The sequence below is a fragment of the Blautia difficilis genome, assembly GCF_014297245.1.
In the GTDB taxonomy this organism is placed as follows: Bacteria; Bacillota; Clostridia; order Lachnospirales; family Lachnospiraceae; genus Blautia_A; species Blautia_A difficilis.
Genome location: NZ_JACOQG010000001.1, coordinates 139654 through 156716, shown reverse-complemented (window position 1 = coordinate 156716; position 17063 = coordinate 139654). Strand labels below are relative to the sequence as shown.

The window sequence follows — 17063 nt, the reverse complement described above, 5'->3', positions numbered from 1 at the left end:
CCTCTTTTCCTTACTAATTTTTGTAACAAACAGCAGTCATCTGATGTCCCTTAATCTCTTTTAGAGTAAATTCAAGTTTTTTTCCATCCTGTACAAATGGAACTTCCTGTTTATCGGGTATTGTATAAATTTTCTCTACTTCACGTTCTTCTGTCATAGTAATCTTAAGATTATATAAAGGAATAATATCATCAACAATCTCAAGATTTTTACATTTCTTCACCGGCACATAATGAAGTACATGTACAATTCTTCTGTTCTCTTGTTCCTGATCTAACACTGTAACTTGTGTTGTTGATGGTCCATTATGCTGAATCAGCGGATTCGGAAGCATTCTGTCTAATTCATTTCTCAGGATCTTTTTATACCATGCAGGTGCCCAGTTCTGATATGTTGTAAAAATCGGATGAATAAAATACGCTGTATTTTCTGTTTCCACAATACCAGGATATACTTCTTTTCTTCCTGATGGAGAATGAAGATGAGAACAAAAATGTTCATATGTACGATTAAATACCGGCGGGATTACTTTCTGGACAAACTGAGCCTCATCTGTCGCTTCTACAAGTGTTCCTTTGTCATACATTACATGTTCTGCATCTGCAAGACCCTTTGCCAGATGTTCTTTCGGCCATATAAAATCCGGACTATATGGTGCATCTCCAAGATATTTTACTGCCAGTTCTGAGATCATAAATTTCTGGTGATCTTTGTCAAGACCAGACTGATAACTTGCCAGTAATTTGCCTCCTGCATTTATATAAGCACTCAGTTTCCGGCCTAATATTTCATCTACAGGAATTACATCCGGTAAAATTAACAACCTGTATTTTCCAAAATCAGAAGTACTGTCAATAAAATCAAACTGATATCCATATTCCATCAGAAGTCTTGCCACACCTTCAGATGCACCTGGAATCTGTCCTGCTACGCCTGTAGCATAAAATTCTTCTGCTGTAAAAACACCAATTTCAGATACTGGTTTTGCATTCTCACACCAGGGTTCTTTTTCTTCTACAGATTTATAAACCCTTCCGATCTGCTGATACATATCCTTATTCAATTTTCCCCAGTAATCCATCTGGTCACCAATCGTACATTTGCATCCATGGGAAAGCATGGAAAATACTTCATATTCCATAGCTGCCTCATTACGAAATGCATGAAAATCGCCCCATTCTGTGTGGAATCTGCTTGTCAGTCCAAGACACTCTTTTCCAAAATTCCTCATATATTTAGCAGAAACAGGAAAATCAAGATATCCCCATTCTACTCCCGGAAGAGATTCAAAAGAAAAATACGAATAATCCTTTATCACTGGTTTATCGAGATATCCAACATGTCCTTTGTTATAGCAGACATGAAAATCTGGATTATATTTTTTTGCAAATGCGGTCAGATCTTCGACCATATCATAATAAGTCCACCTTGCAAATTCCTGACGGTCTTCCTTTTTTGCAGGATTCAGACCTTTTTCCCGCATAAGTTTCTGGCAGGATGGACAGCAGCATTCATTCATAAAAGCTGCATCATACCATACTCCATCTCCCGGAATCGTTTCCAGAACTTCTCCGAACTGCTTTTTCAGGAAATCACGATACGGTGTATTTACACAAAGGTTTTTATAAAAACCAGCCTCAAAATACCCCTTTCCCTTATAGTCCTGAAGTGCTCCGTTTTCATCAATACAGATCCATTCCGGATGCATATCTGCGATTCTCTTGTTCCAGCGAATGGTTGTATAAAGGTTTACCTGTATTCCACGTTTTCTGCAGGCTTCAGCCTGTTCTCTCAACAAATCTCTGTGTGCCAGATGAGGATGGACCATTTCCGGAAACATTTTGGAATCATAATATAAATTTCCGTGATGTCCACAAGAAAACAAAGTAATAGAATTCACGTGCGCATCCGCAAGAGTCTGGGCAAACTCTTCCGCATCAAATTCTGAGCAGACCCCCTCAATGGCTTCACTGGTGTGAAAATCCAGATGAATTTGTCGAAATGGAATTTCCTTTTCAGCCATTTCCTTTTACCTCCTGTCTTTTGATGAGACAAGATTACCATTTTTGTGCTATTACGTGAATGTAGATTCTTTGGACGTCTGGGAAATATTTTGGATAATTACATTTTTCTCTCTTCCTGGTACTTAGACGGAGAAATACCATAATACTTTTTAAAATTCTTGCTAAAATAATAAACGTCACTGTATCCTATTGACTCTGCAATTTCTATAAGTGTTTTATCCGGATACTCTGTAAGATATTTCTTTGCCTGTTCCAGACGTGTCTGAGTCAAATACTTACTTAATGAACATCCTTTTTCTTTTTTAAATATATTACTTAGATAACTCGCATTCACCCCAATTGTATCTGCTACCAGATTCAAGCTCATATCAATCCTACTATAATTACTATCAATAAAATCTACTGCATCATTTACTTTTTTCTTTGTTGCAGGAAGTTTATTTTCTGCTGCACATATGCGGCATTTTTCCAATATACACATTAATACACTTCTAATTTCTTCAATTCCACCATTATTCTGCAATCCTGTTAATTGTCTCTGTTCTTTTTCCACAACTAAAGAAAAATCAACTCCCAGTTCAGACATATACAGACAAATATGGATCAGAATATCCGTAGATATATATACTGCTGTGTCAGAAAGGACATTCTGTTCTTCCATTTGAATAAACATTTCACCTATCTCTTTTGTAAGCATTTCATATTCATTTTTTCTGATATAATACAAAAATACTTCCGAATCATATAACGATGATCGTATAAATTGAAACATATCTACTGGCTCGTAAATCAGAATTTTCTGTTCTGTTTTTCCTTTTCTGGCTGCAGAATATGCCTCCTGATAGGCCGCTTTCAATTCTCTGATGTCTGAAAATACCCTGCTGATTCCTCCATTCCAGTTCCTTTTACTATTCATAATTTCCTGCATATAAGTACAGAGAAGCTGAATCTGATATTCCATATTCTCTTCTCCAAATAGAATAAAAGCATATCCTTGGTTCATAGAAATCATTTCATATACCGGAAAATAATCCTGGATTATTTCTTCCATTTCTTCTGCCATTTTGTTATTCTGTTGTTTATTTTCAGGTCTAATCAAAGCCACTGATAATGGTTTATCAAACGGAATCTTCATTTCCTCCCATTTACTCTGCTGATTTTCAGAAGGTACCATACCTGAAAGCTGTTCTAAAAGAAACTGATCCTTTTGCATTTTCTTTACAGAAGATTTCTGTCTATAAATATGTTCCAGTTTTTCTTTACACTTCTGAAGCTCTTTTGTTAATTCTTCAGGGTCCAACGGTTTCAGCACAAAACTGACTGCTCCAAAAGAAAGTGCCTCCCTTGCATATTCAAATTCACCATAAGCGGTCAATATAATTACTTGTATTTCTGGAAAAATAACCTTTACTTTTTTAGATACTTCAATTCCATTCATATATGGAATATTAATATCCATAATTAAAATATCCGGCTTTTCTTCCAAAATTTTCTTTAATGCTTCTTCTCCGTCTTCTGCTTCTCCGCATATTTCCATACCCAGACTATTCCAGTCAACTGTTTTTTTCACTAACGCTCTCTGCAAAAATTCATCATCTACAAGGAATACCCTCATTTTCTATCCTCTTCTCTCTTAAAATCTACAGGAATGCACACTGTTGCCTTCGTTCCCTGACTCAGTTTACTTTCTACTGTAAGACCATATTCTTTTCCAAAATAAATCTGCAATCTTTGTTGAATATTAAATAATCCAAATGCTGAGCCTTTTTCTCTGTAATCTTTACTAAACAGTTCTTCTAATTTTTCTTCTGGAATTCCAAGCCCATTATCTGACACCTGAATAAAAACCTTATTCTTCTCTTTCCATCCTTTGATTCGGATAATTCCTTTTCCCCTCATTTCCTTTATACCATGATATATAGAATTTTCTACCAATGGCTGAAGTGTCAGTTTTACAATCCACTCCTGCAAAATTTCATTTTCTATATCAATCTCATATTCTATTTTATTTCCATATCTGACTTTCTGTATTTTTATATAATTCTCTATATTTGTTATTTCCTGGTCCAGCGGTATTAATGTTTTTCCATCGCTAAGTGACGTTCTATAAAATGTACCAATCGCCTGAATCATGATAAATGCTTCATCCGGACAATTCATTTTGATAAGCGAACTTACACTATTCAATGTATTATATAAGAAATGTGGATTAATCTGTGCCTGAAGTGCTGCAAGCTCAGATTTTCTTTTTGCCCGTTGCTCTCTATATACCTGATCAACCAGCTGCCTGATTTGTTCAGACATCTTATTAAACTCTTCCGATAATATTCCAATTTCATCCTCATACAATACAGGAACACGTACAGAAAGATCTCCTTTTCCAAATTTTTTCATGGTATCTGTCAAATATATCAAAGGCTTTGTTACACTGTGAGAAACCCTCATGCTGAAAAATGTGCTGATTAAAGCAGCAATAATTCCTACTACATAAATAATCTGTGTCATCGCTTTCCCGGCTTTTGTAAGTTCATTCACTGGTGTCAGACCAATCATAAGCCAATCCAGTGTAGGGATTACTGACGCTGTCACAAGATATCTTTTACCGTCAATCCTGAATACTTTTCCTCCTTTTTTATTATCTTCAGCCCATTGAAAATACTCTTCTTCCGAAATATTTCCTGATACATCCTGATCATTTTCTATTTTTTTGTTTCCATCTGTATCAGCAATCAGATAACTGCCTGTCTCCCCATATCTGATATGTGCAAAATTATTTATCAGAAGTGGCGACTGATATTCTATAAGAACATATCCTTTAATAAGTCCCGAATCGTAATCTCTATAATATCTGATATAACCAATTCCATTTTTCTCATAATCTCCCAGGGATACTTCATATAAATCCAACCATTTTACGTTATAATTCTCTTTTATTATGTTAAAAAACTGTTCGTATTTTGATGCCTCAGATCGAATACTGTTAGAATTTACCATATGTCCATATGAGTCAAAAACAGAAATACTGCTATACTGTTTATCTGGATACAATGCATCCAAATAATCCAGACGTTTCTCTACCTGCATTTTATATTTTAACTGATCTGCTGATTCCTCAGAATCCTGTAAAAACCAGTTTTGTATTGCTTCATCTGTTAATATTACCTTAGCTATCTTTCCCGAATTCTCTAATATACTCTGACTGTTATCAGACACTATCTCAAACTTTTCCTTATAGCTTTCGCTGGTGATATTTAATACTGATTTTTCGTATAAAAACTGAATCAATACAGTTAATACAAGGATTGTGAGAAAAAAGAAGCCAATACTTGTAAGAGAAAATTTTTTCGCCAAAGACAGCTCATGATATTTTTTACGCATTCGCACCACCCCCACTTATTAATCCAACATTACCCAAAAAGCCGATACACTGTTTCCGTCAATGTATCGACCCTTAATGATTATTTCCTTTTTATTTACAGATACTGACTAAATTCCACCTTCTCCTTATTCGGTCCTTCAATTGTAAAGAACTTCACTCCATTTTCCCAGAATGGCAGGAAATGAATGGTATCTTGTGTAGAATTTAAACCAGCTTCATTGATATACTGGAAAATCTCTTCAATATCTTTTACGTCAAGTGCAACATGATCGATCGCGCCATGCTCCATTTTCGCTGCATGGTTCTCATAAGTCTCCACTACCAGAGTTCCCAGTTTCAGGAAAACAACCTTCTCGTTTGCTTCCTCATTTACTGTCTCAAATGCTGTTTCAAAACCTAATTTATGATAAAATTCTACTGTTTTACCAATGTCATTTGTCGGAATTCCAATGTGCTGTACCCCTGTTGAGTAGTTCTTTAAATCCATAGTTTTTGCCCCTTTCTGCTGATCCTTGTGACTTTTTGTCGCTCGTTATGTCAGACTGCTTTTCATAATCCGTTACTGAGAACGCAATAACCAGTAACCATAATCAGACTTCTCAGTCACTTAATATCTCATTTTTTTACAATATACGCAGAAGATTATTCGGTTGTCAAGTGAATTTGTAACTTCTATTTATACTTTATTTTATCCTCATCCATGAATAAACGTTCCTATCCCTTTGTCAAAAAGACTCTAAAGCTATTATTTCACGATTATATTTTGTGCAAAATTCCCATGACATAGAATCCCAATAACTGATAGAATAAATACGACAAAAAATGTCGCTTATCCATTGTCAGACGGGTAGGCGGCATTTTTGCGTTTATATGGAGTTTTTTATTATTTTATGAGGAGGGCTTAACTATGCCAAAAACAAAATTTCAGGAATTTATTTTCACCCTTATCACATCCGGCTGTATAATCTTTATCATGGGCGTTTATAACATCGCTATCCACACCGGTGGACTTCAGGCGGCTACATTCAGTCACGCACTGCATTCTTTTCCGCTGGAATGGTTCATCGGATTCCTCTGCGCATTCTTCATCGCCAGCAAAACATCCAAATATTTCGCGTTCCGCGTAGCCAAACCAACTGACCGCCCGATCTTCATCATCCTCTGCATCCAGACCTTCACCGTCTGCACAATGGTACCGCTGATGAGCCTGCTTGGAACCATCGAATCTTCAGGAATCACTTCAAATCTCATCTTCATCTGGCTCCAGACCATCTGCCTGAACTTCATCATAGCCTACCCACTGCAGATCCTGGTTGTCGGACCATTCTGCAGATTCGTATTCCGTCACCTGTTCGTATCAACAAGTCAGGAAAATGAAGGTAAAATAGAACATGAAATGGAACAGCAAGGATTTGCGGAATAAGTCCATATAATAATAAAGAGAGGGTGATTTCTCGCCCTCTGACTTTTCAGGTTCTCCCTTTATGGTGGAGACTCACCGCTTTTTTTAGTTCTCTCTTTGTGGTGGAGACTCACCTACTTTTAAAAGTTCAAATTTCTTTATTCTTTCATTTATATTATACTCATAGAAATCATTACCATCAACATTTTTTCATCGCAATTTTCGACAAATTGTGATTGAGTTATTCCATTTTTATTTTTTATAAAACATAACTCCAGCCATAACCAACATCGCAATTCCCACCATCACTAACGGCAGAAAACCATCTATATAACCTTTCCATTTTTCCAGATTATAGTAAATCATATAACAATACAAACTTCCAACAACCACTGCCAACGTCAAAACACAAAACACCACAGAAATTCCGGCAGAAAATAGCCCGCTGGCATACAGCGTATTAACCGTAACCAGATTCAACACAGCCCATCCAACAATCAAAAACAGTTCCGTTGTGACCATACGATGAAAAACAAGATTACTGATCACCAGCAAAACAACGTAACAGATTACACCGCCAGCCATAATCCATCCACCAGAAACTCCCTTCCGAATCCCTTCCGTCTGAAAAATCCCCTGCGACATCCAGTTCACCGCCATAATCCCACAAACCGCCGTCGCAACCAGCAAAATCCCCGACAACCACAACGGAGCATGCCTCTCCGGATAAAAAGCCACACCCCACCACAGCAGGTAACATCCCGCGCAAGTTGCAAGCATCAGCACTCCGTGAAATAATGTATTCATAGCTGATCCATAATCAGAAAACATTACATCATCTTCTTTCTTCTCTTCAACAAAGAGAGGGCGATTCCTCGCCCTCTGACTTTTCAGGTTCTCTCTTTATGGTGGAGACTCACCAGCTTTTTTAGGTTCTCCCTTTGTGGTGGAGACTCACCGCTTTTTTAAGTTCTCCCTTTATGGTGGAGACTCACCAGCTTTTTAGTTCTCTCTTTATGAAAAAGATTCACTAATTTTTGAAATTTCAAATTTCTATTATATTATACTCATAAAGATAATTATCAGCAACATTTTTTCTGCGCAATTTTCGTCAAACATTAAGACAAAAAATCATTTTGTGTTTTCTTAAAATCCATGATATATTCTTCTTATATTTTCATCTAATTTTACAAGCAAAAACTCACTTCAAACGAAAGGATTTTTATATTCATGGACTTCTACAAACGCGCCTCCATCGTCTGCCAAAACATCCCTTACGGCACCGTCGTCACCTACGGTCAGATTGCCCTCCTCTGCCAGAAACCCAAAAACTCCCGTCAGGTAGGCTACGCCCTCCGCACCGGCAAACTCGGCCCAAACATCCCCGCCCACCGAATCCTGAACGCCTCCGGCATTCTAAGCGGCGCCACCTCTTTCGAAACCTACGACCAGCAAAAAATCCTTCTCGAAAGTGAAGGAGTAACTGTCATCCGCACAGACAAGGGATGGAAAACCGACCTCAAAAAATATCAGTGGAAAACTACCCTTGACGATGCTTTGTATTTTGAAAGTGTATTTAAGCAAAATAACATATAAACAAAACAAGTAAGTTCTCTGCTTATTGTTTTTTACAGTTAAAACAGAAAACTTACTTGTTTATACCATCATTTATTCCAGTATCTCTCCAGCTTTATAACATTCTGCAATATAATCACGTGACTGATAATAAAAATCCGTATTATAGTCCGATATACTTTCATCTATCCAGGAATGATATACTTCCCATACCCCTTTCATAATCTCCTGATCCTGATAACAATCTTCAATCACCCGTTCATAAACTTCACCGATTGTCCAATAATCCGGAACACGATACCTGCACTCTCCAACATTATCAAACTCACCCTCTGAAATCTGATATTCTTCTACAAATTCTGATGCAACCTTCTCAATTGGTTCACAATGAAAAACATCCGCATAGTCATAAATCCGCTCCAGTGTTTCTCTCCCCATCAAATCCAGAACCATACAACGTTTCTGTTTCCGAATACGCCCTACATATTCAATCAAACTACACGTATAAAATAAATTGCTGTTATTTCTTGTTCCCATAAACTTCCTCACTTCCCATAAATGTTAATGTATCTAATGCAGAAATTGTATGACAACTAATCTGATGCGTTGGATGATTAAACTTTGTAAGCTCCCAGAATGCAGCCCTTGTTATTTTCCCATCCACAAAAGCCTGTACATAATTGAAGATTGTATCTTCAACCATAGGTCCCTCTACAATATCATAAGTATGCGATTTTCCCGTTCTGCATGCTGCAATAAAATCAAGCCATTCATCCGTCATTTTTTCAAACTTCAAATACTTCAATGCAGGATTCGGAATATAATCATAACTATTCACATATCCCTTTTTCCCATATCTGGTCGCCCACCGTTCTGCCTGTTCCTTATAAACAGTACAATAAAAACCGAAATAAAAATCTTTATTAAAAACCGCTCTTCTCACCTCAGGAAATCTAACGATTTCTCTACTTCCATGAAACAACACCATCTAAATTATGACCTCCCCTTCCTAATTTTATAATCACTGTATGTACTCATGTCATAAGTATATATCATCCCCTACCCTTCCACAACCACCCCAAGAAGAAATTGGCTCCACCCAATTTCTTCCAACAAACTCATTCTTCTAGCACATCCAATAATCAGCGCGAAGCAGCATCTCTCCGCAGGTGAATTTGGAGGGGGCTTAGTAACTCTTAGGTGGGGGAAATCCGCGTTATGAAGAAAAATAGCAACCTGTCTGAGCGGAGTCTGCGACGGAGCGAGTTTTGCATTTTTCTTCATGCTTTTAGCGGATTTCCCCCACCTTAGAGTTACTTAGCCCCCGGAACTGAACCTGCAGAGAGATGCTGCTCCGCGCGTCCCTTATTGTCTGTGTACGCCCCACACCAACAAACTTCTCCCAAATACTTACAAAAACCTCTTGACTTTCAAAACAAACAGCGTTAAAATTGCTTTAGCTTTTTAAACAGCTAAACCTATAACGCACAAATTCAACGAAGGGAACCAGTAAAAACAGTCCCCCTGTCCCCAGAGAGCTGCAGTCCGGTGAAATGCAGCGACAGACCTGTTTCGAATATCATCCCCGAGAAGGAAAGCCGAACCCTTGAATACAGCCATCACAGATATTGCCGTATTCACAGTAAGCTTCCCCGGCCGCCCCCCGTTACAGGAGCCGCGTATATCGGTACGTTGCAGAATCGTACTTGTTTCAAAGATGAAACAGGGTGGTTACGGAATATTATATGTCCGTCCCTGCGTGGGGCGGACTTTTTTTATGTCAAAAATGCCCTGACACACGAGACATACTTTCTTTACCAGGCTGTCGATCTGAAACCGAAACACTACTTCTGTTTTTCGCAGACAACAGAATTCACCACAGATGAAAAATGTAACTAATTACATATTATAACCATTACATTCCATCTGCCTTGAATCTGCTCCAAATTCCGAAAAACAGCGACAAAATTTTTGAGAGGAGTAGAGAGCATGAAAATCTACAAAAAAATCATGAACGCACTGGCTGCAGCAGAAAAGATCGTCCTTGTGATCTCCACACTGCTGATCTTGGTGCTGACTGTGGGAAATGTATTTTCCCGTAAAGTCATCCACCGTTCCTGGTCCTTCACAGAAGAACTTGTAGTAGCGGTATTCGTTCTCATCACCCTGCTGGCAGCCGCACTTGCCTGCCGCGAAGGAGAACTGGTCAGCCTGACACTGGTCACAGACCGTCTTCCAAAGAAGCTGAAGAAACCGTCCGTGATCCTGATCACAGTCCTGAGCATCATCTTCAGCGTCATCCTTTTCAAATACGGAATGGACAAGGTAATCACTCAGCTTCAGAATGGAAAAAGAACCTTCGTATTAAACTGGCCTGAATGGATCTTCTGGTCCTTCGTACCCATCGGTGCAGGATGCATGATTCTTCACTTCATTGAATTCTGTTTGGACTTCTGCTGCAAAACCGACAGCGCCAAAAGTGCCGACAACAACACAAAAAGTAACATGAACACAATCACAACAGACAAAAAGGAGGGCAAATAAATGATCAGTGCAATCTTATTTATCTCCTTCTTCATATTCCTGATCCTGGGTGTACCCATCGGAATCTGCCTGGGACTTTCCTCCGTATGCGCGATCCTCTACTCCGGTACATCCCTGACGATCGTAGCAACAAACATGTACTCAGGAATCAGCAAATTCCTGCTCCTGGCAATCCCATTCTTCGTACTGTCAGGTAACATCATGGCAAAAGCCGGTATCTCCAAACGACTGATCAAATTCGTTGATACCTGCGTAGGACACAAAAAAGGTGGTATCGCCATCGTATGTGTTATCGTAGCCTGCTTCTTCGGCGCAATCTCCGGTTCCGGTCCTGCAACTGTTGCAGCCCTTGGCGCCGTACTGATCCCTGCAATGGTAGAACAAGGCGGTTTCTCCGCACCATTCTCCACAGCACTGATGGCAACCTCAAGCTCCATTGCCATTGTCATCCCGCCAAGTATCGCCTTCGTTGTATATGCCTCCATCACAGGCACATCCATCGCAGACATGTTCATGGCAGGTATTGTACCAGGTCTTCTAATGGGCGTGGCACTGATAATCGTAGTAATGCTGGAAGCAAAGAAACACAATATCAAACCATCCAGAGAAAAAGCCTCAGGCAAAGAACGCTGGGACGCTTTCAAAGATGCTTTCTGGGGATTCCTGATGCCGGTCATCATTCTGGGCGGTATCTACGGCGGTATCTTCACACCAACAGAAGCGGCAGCCGTATCCGTTGTATACGGTCTCTTCGTAGGTATGGTCATCTACCGCGAAGTTTCCATCCGCGATATGTTTGACATCCTGGTAGACTCAGCCAAGACAACCGGCGGTATCATGCTCATCGTAGCAAGTGCCTCCCTGTTCTCCTTTGTATGTACCAAATTCGGTATTGCAGATGCAGCCTCCAATTTACTTGGAAGCATCGCACACAATCAGTTTACCTTCCTGCTGATCGTAAATATCATCTTCCTAATCGCAGGATGCTTCATCGATGCAAACTCCGCTATGTACATCTTCATTCCGATCATGCTTCCTGTATGTAAAGCACTGGGATACGATGTGGTAGCATTCGGCGTTATGGCAACTGTAAACCTTGCAATCGGACAGGTAACTCCTCCTGTAGGCGTAAACCTCTTCGTAGCAATCAGCATTAAGATCAAAAAAGGTCTGGAAGTTACTCTGCAGGAGATCTCAAGGGCAGTTGTGCCAATGATCGCAGCCTGCGTTGCAGTTCTTCTGATCGTTACATACATCCCGATCACCTCCACTTTCCTTCCGAAAGCTCTTGCAAAAGAAGGCTCCTACACAGGTGATCAGTCCTCCGCTTCCTCTGACACAGCTTCCAAGGATGCAGGAGACGGCAATAACTCCTTTGACACGATCGCAGATTACAGCGACCTTGACTGGCCGGAAATGACCTGGAACTTCGCATGCTCCACCACTGAAACAAGTACATGGGCTGATGGCGGACGTAAGTTCGGTGAACTGATGGAAAAAGCCACAGGCGGCAAAGTAAAAGTCAACATTTACGCTGCTGACCAGCTGACAAACGGCAACCAGTCCGAAGGTATCCAGGCTCTGATGAATGGGGATCCGGTTCAGATCTCCATGCACTCCAACCTGATCTACTCCGCATTTGACCCACGTTTCAACGTTGTTTCTCTTCCGTTTGTCTATGATTCTTACGACGATGCAGATGCGAAATTCGACGGCGAAGCTGGTGAAAAGCTGAAAGAAATCCTCAGTGAGTACGGACTCCACTGCATGGGTATTGCAGAGAACGGTTTCCGCGAAATCACAAACAGCAAACATGAGATTAAATCTGTAGACGATATGAAGAACCTGAAGGTTCGTGTAGCAGGCTCCAACCTTCTGATGGAATGCTACAAGAGATGGGGCGCTGATGCCACCAACATGAACTGGTCCGAAACCTACACAGCACTTCAGCAGAACACTGTTGAAGGTCAGGAGAATCCACTTCCTGCTATCGATGCTGCAAGTGTTCAGGAGGTTCAGCCTTACTGTTCTATGTGGGATGCAATTTATGACTGTCTGTTCTTCTGTATCAACGAAGACATCTACAACAGTCTCACACCAGAACAGCAGGAAGTAGTTGACGAAGCAGGACAGAAAGCAGTTGAATATGAGCGTTACATCAACCGTTCCGGAGATGACGAGATCAAAGAACGCTGGGCAAGCCAGAACGGTGTAACAATCACAGAAAAAGAAGACATGGACATCGACTCCTTCAAAAAAGCAGTTGACGGTATCGATGACTGGTTTGTAAACGAACTGAAGAGCCAGGGCTATGACGATGCCCAGGATCTGGTTGATCTTTTCACAAAGGATTCCTTCAATACAGTGGAAGATTACAGTGATCTGGACTGGCCGGAAACAACCTGGAACTTCGCATGCTCCACTACTGAAACAAGTACCTGGGCGGACGGTGGACGTAAGTTCGGTGAACTGATGGAAAAAGCTACAGGCGGCAAAGTCAAAGTCAACATTTATGCAGCTGACCAGCTTACAAATGGTAACCAGTCCGAAGGTATTCAGGCTCTGATGAATGGTGACCCGGTTCAGATTTCCATGCACTCCAACCTGATCTACTCTGCATTTGATCCACGTTTCAACGTTGTTTCTCTTCCATTTGTATATGATTCTTACGATGATGCAGATGCGAAGTTCGATGGTGAAGCAGGTGAAAAGCTGAAGGAAATCCTTGGTGAGTACGGACTCCACTGCATGGGTATTGCAGAGAACGGTTTCCGTGAACTGACCAACAGCAAACATGAAGTAAAAACTGTTGACGATATGAAGAACCTGAAGGTTCGTGTAGCAGGCTCCAACCTTCTGATGGAATGCTACAAGAGATGGGGTGCTGACGCTACTAACATGAACTGGTCAGAGACTTACACAGCACTTCAGCAGAACACAGTTGAAGGTGAGGAGAATCCACTTCCTGCTATTGACGCAGCAAGCGTTCAGGAAGTTCAGCCTTACTGCTCCATGTGGGATGCAATTTATGACTGTCTGTTCTTCTGCATCAACCAGGATATCTATGACGGCCTCACACCTGAACAGCAGGCAGTTGTTGATGAATGTGGCCAGAAGGCAGTTGAGTATGAACGTTACATCAACCGTTCCAGCGACAATGAGATCAAAGAACGCTGGGAATCCAAAAACGGTGTAACCTTCACAGAGAAAGCAGATATGGATATCGATTCCTTTAAGGAAGCTGTAGACGGCGTAGACGAATGGTTCGTAAATGAACTGAAGAGCCAGGGCTACGAAGACGGCCAGGATCTGGTTGATCTGTTTACCAAATAATCCTTACGCTTACAAAAACTCCATAAAAATAAACGAACAGGGTATGAAATTTCATCAGATTACGATGAGCTTCATACCCTGTTTTTTCAAGTGCCCTTTTTATAAATTCAAATCTCATATCTTCAGGTAAGACTTGATTTTAACCTTTATCGTATAGTAATTACAAATTGTGTTCTTCTCTGCGCTTTGCAGCTTCCAGATATACCTGTTCATCTGTTCTTGCCGATACAACAATAATTACCATCATATCATCTATTCGTTCCAGCTTATAAACCACCCTGATCCCCAAATCCCTGAACTTAATTTTTAACAGATTCGTAAGATTAGTTCCTTTTTTATTTCCAAGTGGCTTTCCATATCCTCCCTCCACAGTTGGAAGTGGGTTTTGACTTACTTTCTTGATTCCCTTCAAAACCTGGATGACAGATGAACGGTCCAATTTTTTCATATCTTTCTGGGCTTCCTCCAGAAATTCTATACGCCAGGTCATTCTATTTCTACATCCTCCCATCCTTCAAGATCTTCTTTATTAATCCCAAGATCTTTCATCACAGTTTCCACTGGTATTGTTGGTTTGTTACCATTCATATCCAGACGATTTGCAGCCTCAACAAGCAGTCTGTAATTCTCCTCTATTTCTGTAAGCCTTGTATACTCTTCCGGAGAAAGAATAACTGCAGAGGGCTGATTATTCTTCAACACAAATAACTCCTTAGTTTCTTTAAGACGATTGAAAATCTTTGCTGCCTGTCCTTTATTAAACTGCGAAATAGGAATCAGACATTCCATAATATTTGCCATAAACACACCTCCCTGAAAAAATACCTTTTCTAATTGTTTCATATTTTCACAATTAACAAACTACAGAATAGTTACTTTCACTTATATATATATTATATGCATTTTTCAGAGAAGTATCAATGTAGTAATGAAAATTAATATATAAATTTTCATTACTATTTATTAGTCAAGCGGATATTCGCAATCCGCTTCGCTACTTGCTCATAACCGAATAACTGCTTCGCAGTTTATCAGAAGGAGCTTGCACTCCTCCTGATACAAGCAAGTCCCCACCCACTGCTTATTGCTTTTCGCAATTGAAGCAGGGGACTTACCTGATTCGGCTAAATTTCAGATTTCAGGGATCTTCAGGTAAGACTTGATTTTCTCCTCCCGCAGTTCTTCCCCGATCACAATCAGAACCTCCTGCCCCACATGAAGCGGGCGGATTGTAATTTCATTCTTGGTAGCATTTAATTCAATCCACTGCTGTCCATCACTCTCTGTCCGGGCAGATAGTCCAGAGCAGTCTTCGCTATCACTGTCTGCTCTCATAAATCCCTTCATCCGAAACACACGCCCGCATTCAGGATCAGACAGGATCTTCTCAGCCGCTTCCCGCAGCTCCTTCTCAGTCATCTTCACATTCATAAAGTACAGAGAAGTAAAGGCATCCTCTGCCTCCAACTCCAGTTTCCTGTAACTTTCCATCACATATCCACAGGATGCGATCCGGTCAAAGTCCTCTTTCGACATTTCCTCCCAGTTTTTGTGGATAATATTAACCGTATCCACACCCTTCATTTCACAATGAACTCTCCTGCTGCAGTGAACCTTCTCCAACGCCTGATTCACATGCTCAACCGTGCCCCGGATTTCCTCCGGCGATGCATCCTGGCTCTTGCTCATCACAATGCATCCCGCATCTGCCACCTCCGAAGCCAGAATGAAATCCGCCTCCTCTGACAGATCACGCTCCAGCTTCGAATCCACAATTGCGATCACGTTTCCGATCTCATACCAGCGGTTCAACGGCTCCTCATGAAGAATATCAAAGAACTCATCCACATCAAAAATCCCCGACGGCTCCACGATTACCCGGTCATAGCCGCACATACCCATAGCGATCAGCTTGGTCTTAAATCTCCTCCTGTGGCAGTCCTTATCACACCCACCCGAGATCATCTCCAACTCACAGTTGTCTCCCATCAGATCCTGAAGCAGCATCATATCCACATTCACAGCCCCGTAATCATTCTCCAGGATCCCAATATTATTACCGGCATCCATCAGATACTGCGCATACTTCCTAATAAACGTGGTCTTCCCTGAACCAAGGAAACCAGTGATCAAATCTACCTTTACCATTTGATGTCTCTCCTTTGCTGTATTATTTTACTGTTCTTATCTGTCAAATAAAACTTCTTCATTTATCATCCATGAACCACTGCGGTTATTCCCTTCTCTTACAAGAATCCCCCTCTGCTGCAACCTGCTCATAACACGTTTCACACTTCTTAACGATATCCCCATTTCTCTTTGAATCTGGCTTTGCGTCAGATATGGATTCTTCTTAACCCTGTCAAGAATTTCCGCTTCTTCCTGAGAAAGTATACCCGCTGATTTTTCAGAAAAAGAAAAACTTCTTCTGTCTGCCGCATACGGAATTGATGGCTCACAAACACGGTCTGCAGAAATGGTGCCAATGGTGCCACAACTGCTGTCACCATTGGCACCATTCCCATGATCCAGAGAATAGTTGTCATCCAACGGTACACTAATCTTAAACAGATTTCGAACCCCGGAACCAAGCTGCTCCAGGGATTCCCCTGCCTGACATCTTGTTATCAAATCATAGCATTATAAAACAGGAAATACAAGAGCCAGACTGCCTCAGGGAATACATTTAGGAGACAAAAAAGCACCCCGGAAATCTGCAAATCTGAAGTTTCCGGGATGCTCCTGTTTCACTTATTTTTTATGTCCTTTACTTATCTTTTCCGTCCTCTGCTTATCTATTCAGCCT

The 17063-nt window shown here is 40.6% G+C and carries 15 protein-coding genes; 4 read left to right on the top strand and 11 right to left on the bottom strand.

All coding sequences use genetic code 11. From position 1 onward, the window contains the following. Positions 1 to 13: 13 nt before the first annotated feature. The 4 genes from H8Z82_RS00655 to H8Z82_RS00640 all read right to left on the bottom strand — a co-directional run bounded on the left by H8Z82_RS00655 (position 14) and on the right by H8Z82_RS00640 (position 5890). Positions 14 to 2023 (bottom strand): alpha-amylase family protein, encoded by a 2010-nt coding sequence (locus H8Z82_RS00655; protein ID WP_019163155.1) that lies wholly within the window; start codon positions 2021 to 2023, stop codon positions 14 to 16. 98 nt (positions 2024 to 2121) lie between these two features. Then, positions 2122 to 3639 carry a response regulator gene (locus tag H8Z82_RS00650; RefSeq protein WP_019163156.1) on the bottom strand — a complete coding sequence of 506 codons (1518 nt, stop codon included), beginning with the start codon at positions 3637 to 3639 and terminating at the stop codon, positions 2122 to 2124. After that, positions 3636 to 5402: a sensor histidine kinase gene (locus H8Z82_RS00645; RefSeq protein WP_019163157.1), complete on the bottom strand. Its 1767-nt coding sequence runs from the start codon at positions 5400 to 5402 to the stop codon at positions 3636 to 3638. The genes H8Z82_RS00650 and H8Z82_RS00645 overlap by 4 nt, the downstream gene beginning before the upstream one ends. A 95-nt stretch (positions 5403 to 5497) precedes the next feature. After that, the gene (locus H8Z82_RS00640; RefSeq protein ID WP_019163158.1) at positions 5498 to 5890 is read right to left on the bottom strand and encodes a VOC family protein; all 393 of its coding nucleotides are present in this window, start codon (positions 5888 to 5890) and stop codon (positions 5498 to 5500) included. Positions 5891 to 6310: 420 nt separating this feature from the next. On the opposite strand from H8Z82_RS00640, the gene H8Z82_RS00635 reads away from it, so the two are divergent. After that, entirely contained in the window at positions 6311 to 6826 is a 516-nt protein-coding gene (locus tag H8Z82_RS00635) for a DUF2798 domain-containing protein (protein ID WP_186993942.1), read from the top strand. A 231-nt stretch (positions 6827 to 7057) separates the two neighbouring features. Here the strand turns inward: H8Z82_RS00635 and H8Z82_RS00630 are convergent, their stop codons facing one another. Then, positions 7058 to 7612, bottom strand: a complete 555-nt coding sequence (locus H8Z82_RS00630) for a hypothetical protein (protein WP_182474251.1) — start codon at positions 7610 to 7612, stop codon at positions 7058 to 7060. A 423-nt stretch (positions 7613 to 8035) separates the two neighbouring features. On the opposite strand from H8Z82_RS00630, the gene H8Z82_RS00625 reads away from it, so the two are divergent. Further along, positions 8036 to 8401 carry an MGMT family protein gene (locus H8Z82_RS00625; RefSeq protein WP_081584390.1) on the top strand — a complete coding sequence of 122 codons (366 nt, stop codon included), beginning with the start codon at positions 8036 to 8038 and terminating at the stop codon, positions 8399 to 8401. A gap of 72 nt (positions 8402 to 8473) precedes the next feature. On the opposite strand, the gene H8Z82_RS00620 is transcribed toward H8Z82_RS00625, so the two are convergent. Then, positions 8474 to 8917 carry a hypothetical protein gene (locus tag H8Z82_RS00620; RefSeq protein WP_186993941.1) on the bottom strand — a complete coding sequence of 148 codons (444 nt, stop codon included), beginning with the start codon at positions 8915 to 8917 and terminating at the stop codon, positions 8474 to 8476. Further along, entirely contained in the window at positions 8901 to 9368 is a 468-nt protein-coding gene (locus tag H8Z82_RS00615; RefSeq protein ID WP_186993940.1) for a DUF3990 domain-containing protein, read from the bottom strand. The genes H8Z82_RS00620 and H8Z82_RS00615 overlap by 17 nt, the downstream gene beginning before the upstream one ends. 1001 nt (positions 9369 to 10369) lie before the next feature. Between H8Z82_RS00615 and H8Z82_RS00610 the strand changes: the two genes are divergently transcribed. Then, positions 10370 to 10924, top strand: a complete 555-nt coding sequence (locus H8Z82_RS00610; RefSeq protein ID WP_186993939.1) for a TRAP transporter small permease — start codon at positions 10370 to 10372, stop codon at positions 10922 to 10924. Next, a complete protein-coding gene (locus tag H8Z82_RS00605) occupies positions 10925 to 14257 on the top strand; it encodes a TRAP transporter large permease subunit (RefSeq protein ID WP_186993938.1) in 3333 nt (1110 codons plus the stop codon). Positions 14258 to 14417: 160 nt separating this feature from the next. Here the strand turns inward: H8Z82_RS00605 and H8Z82_RS00600 are convergent, their stop codons facing one another. From H8Z82_RS00600 to H8Z82_RS00585, 4 genes are all read right to left on the bottom strand, one after another. Continuing rightward, positions 14418 to 14747, bottom strand: coding sequence for a type II toxin-antitoxin system RelE family toxin (locus tag H8Z82_RS00600; RefSeq protein WP_186993937.1), 330 nt, complete (start codon positions 14745 to 14747; stop codon positions 14418 to 14420). Further along, positions 14744 to 15058: a type II toxin-antitoxin system Phd/YefM family antitoxin gene (locus tag H8Z82_RS00595; protein ID WP_019163170.1), complete on the bottom strand. Its 315-nt coding sequence runs from the start codon at positions 15056 to 15058 to the stop codon at positions 14744 to 14746. The genes H8Z82_RS00600 and H8Z82_RS00595 overlap by 4 nt, the downstream gene beginning before the upstream one ends. 330 nt (positions 15059 to 15388) lie before the next feature. Then, the gene (locus tag H8Z82_RS00590; RefSeq protein ID WP_186993936.1) at positions 15389 to 16405 is read right to left on the bottom strand and encodes a GTP-binding protein; all 1017 of its coding nucleotides are present in this window, start codon (positions 16403 to 16405) and stop codon (positions 15389 to 15391) included. 36 nt (positions 16406 to 16441) lie between these two features. Then, the gene (locus H8Z82_RS00585) at positions 16442 to 16888 is read right to left on the bottom strand and encodes a winged helix-turn-helix transcriptional regulator (RefSeq protein WP_186993935.1); all 447 of its coding nucleotides are present in this window, start codon (positions 16886 to 16888) and stop codon (positions 16442 to 16444) included. Positions 16889 to 17063 lie beyond the last annotated feature (175 nt).

Bases quoted from the DNA above. Each gene is read 5' to 3' on its own strand.
- H8Z82_RS00655 (WP_019163155.1), bottom strand. From the start codon at position 2,023: ATGGCTGAAAAGGAAATTCCATTTCGACAAATTCATCTGGATTTTCAC.
- H8Z82_RS00650 (WP_019163156.1), bottom strand. From the start codon at position 3,639: ATGAGGGTATTCCTTGTAGATGATGAATTTTTGCAGAGAGCGTTAGTG.
- H8Z82_RS00645 (WP_019163157.1), bottom strand. From the start codon at position 5,402: ATGCGTAAAAAATATCATGAGCTGTCTTTGGCGAAAAAATTTTCTCTT.
- H8Z82_RS00640 (WP_019163158.1), bottom strand. From the start codon at position 5,890: ATGGATTTAAAGAACTACTCAACAGGGGTACAGCACATTGGAATTCCG.
- H8Z82_RS00635 (WP_186993942.1), top strand. From the start codon at position 6,311: ATGCCAAAAACAAAATTTCAGGAATTTATTTTCACCCTTATCACATCC.
- H8Z82_RS00630 (WP_182474251.1), bottom strand. From the start codon at position 7,612: ATGAATACATTATTTCACGGAGTGCTGATGCTTGCAACTTGCGCGGGA.
- H8Z82_RS00625 (WP_081584390.1), top strand. From the start codon at position 8,036: ATGGACTTCTACAAACGCGCCTCCATCGTCTGCCAAAACATCCCTTAC.
- H8Z82_RS00620 (WP_186993941.1), bottom strand. From the start codon at position 8,917: ATGGGAACAAGAAATAACAGCAATTTATTTTATACGTGTAGTTTGATT.
- H8Z82_RS00615 (WP_186993940.1), bottom strand. From the start codon at position 9,368: ATGGTGTTGTTTCATGGAAGTAGAGAAATCGTTAGATTTCCTGAGGTG.
- H8Z82_RS00610 (WP_186993939.1), top strand. From the start codon at position 10,370: ATGAAAATCTACAAAAAAATCATGAACGCACTGGCTGCAGCAGAAAAG.
- H8Z82_RS00605 (WP_186993938.1), top strand. From the start codon at position 10,925: ATGATCAGTGCAATCTTATTTATCTCCTTCTTCATATTCCTGATCCTG.
- H8Z82_RS00600 (WP_186993937.1), bottom strand. From the start codon at position 14,747: ATGACCTGGCGTATAGAATTTCTGGAGGAAGCCCAGAAAGATATGAAA.
- H8Z82_RS00595 (WP_019163170.1), bottom strand. From the start codon at position 15,058: ATGGCAAATATTATGGAATGTCTGATTCCTATTTCGCAGTTTAATAAA.
- H8Z82_RS00590 (WP_186993936.1), bottom strand. From the start codon at position 16,405: ATGGTAAAGGTAGATTTGATCACTGGTTTCCTTGGTTCAGGGAAGACC.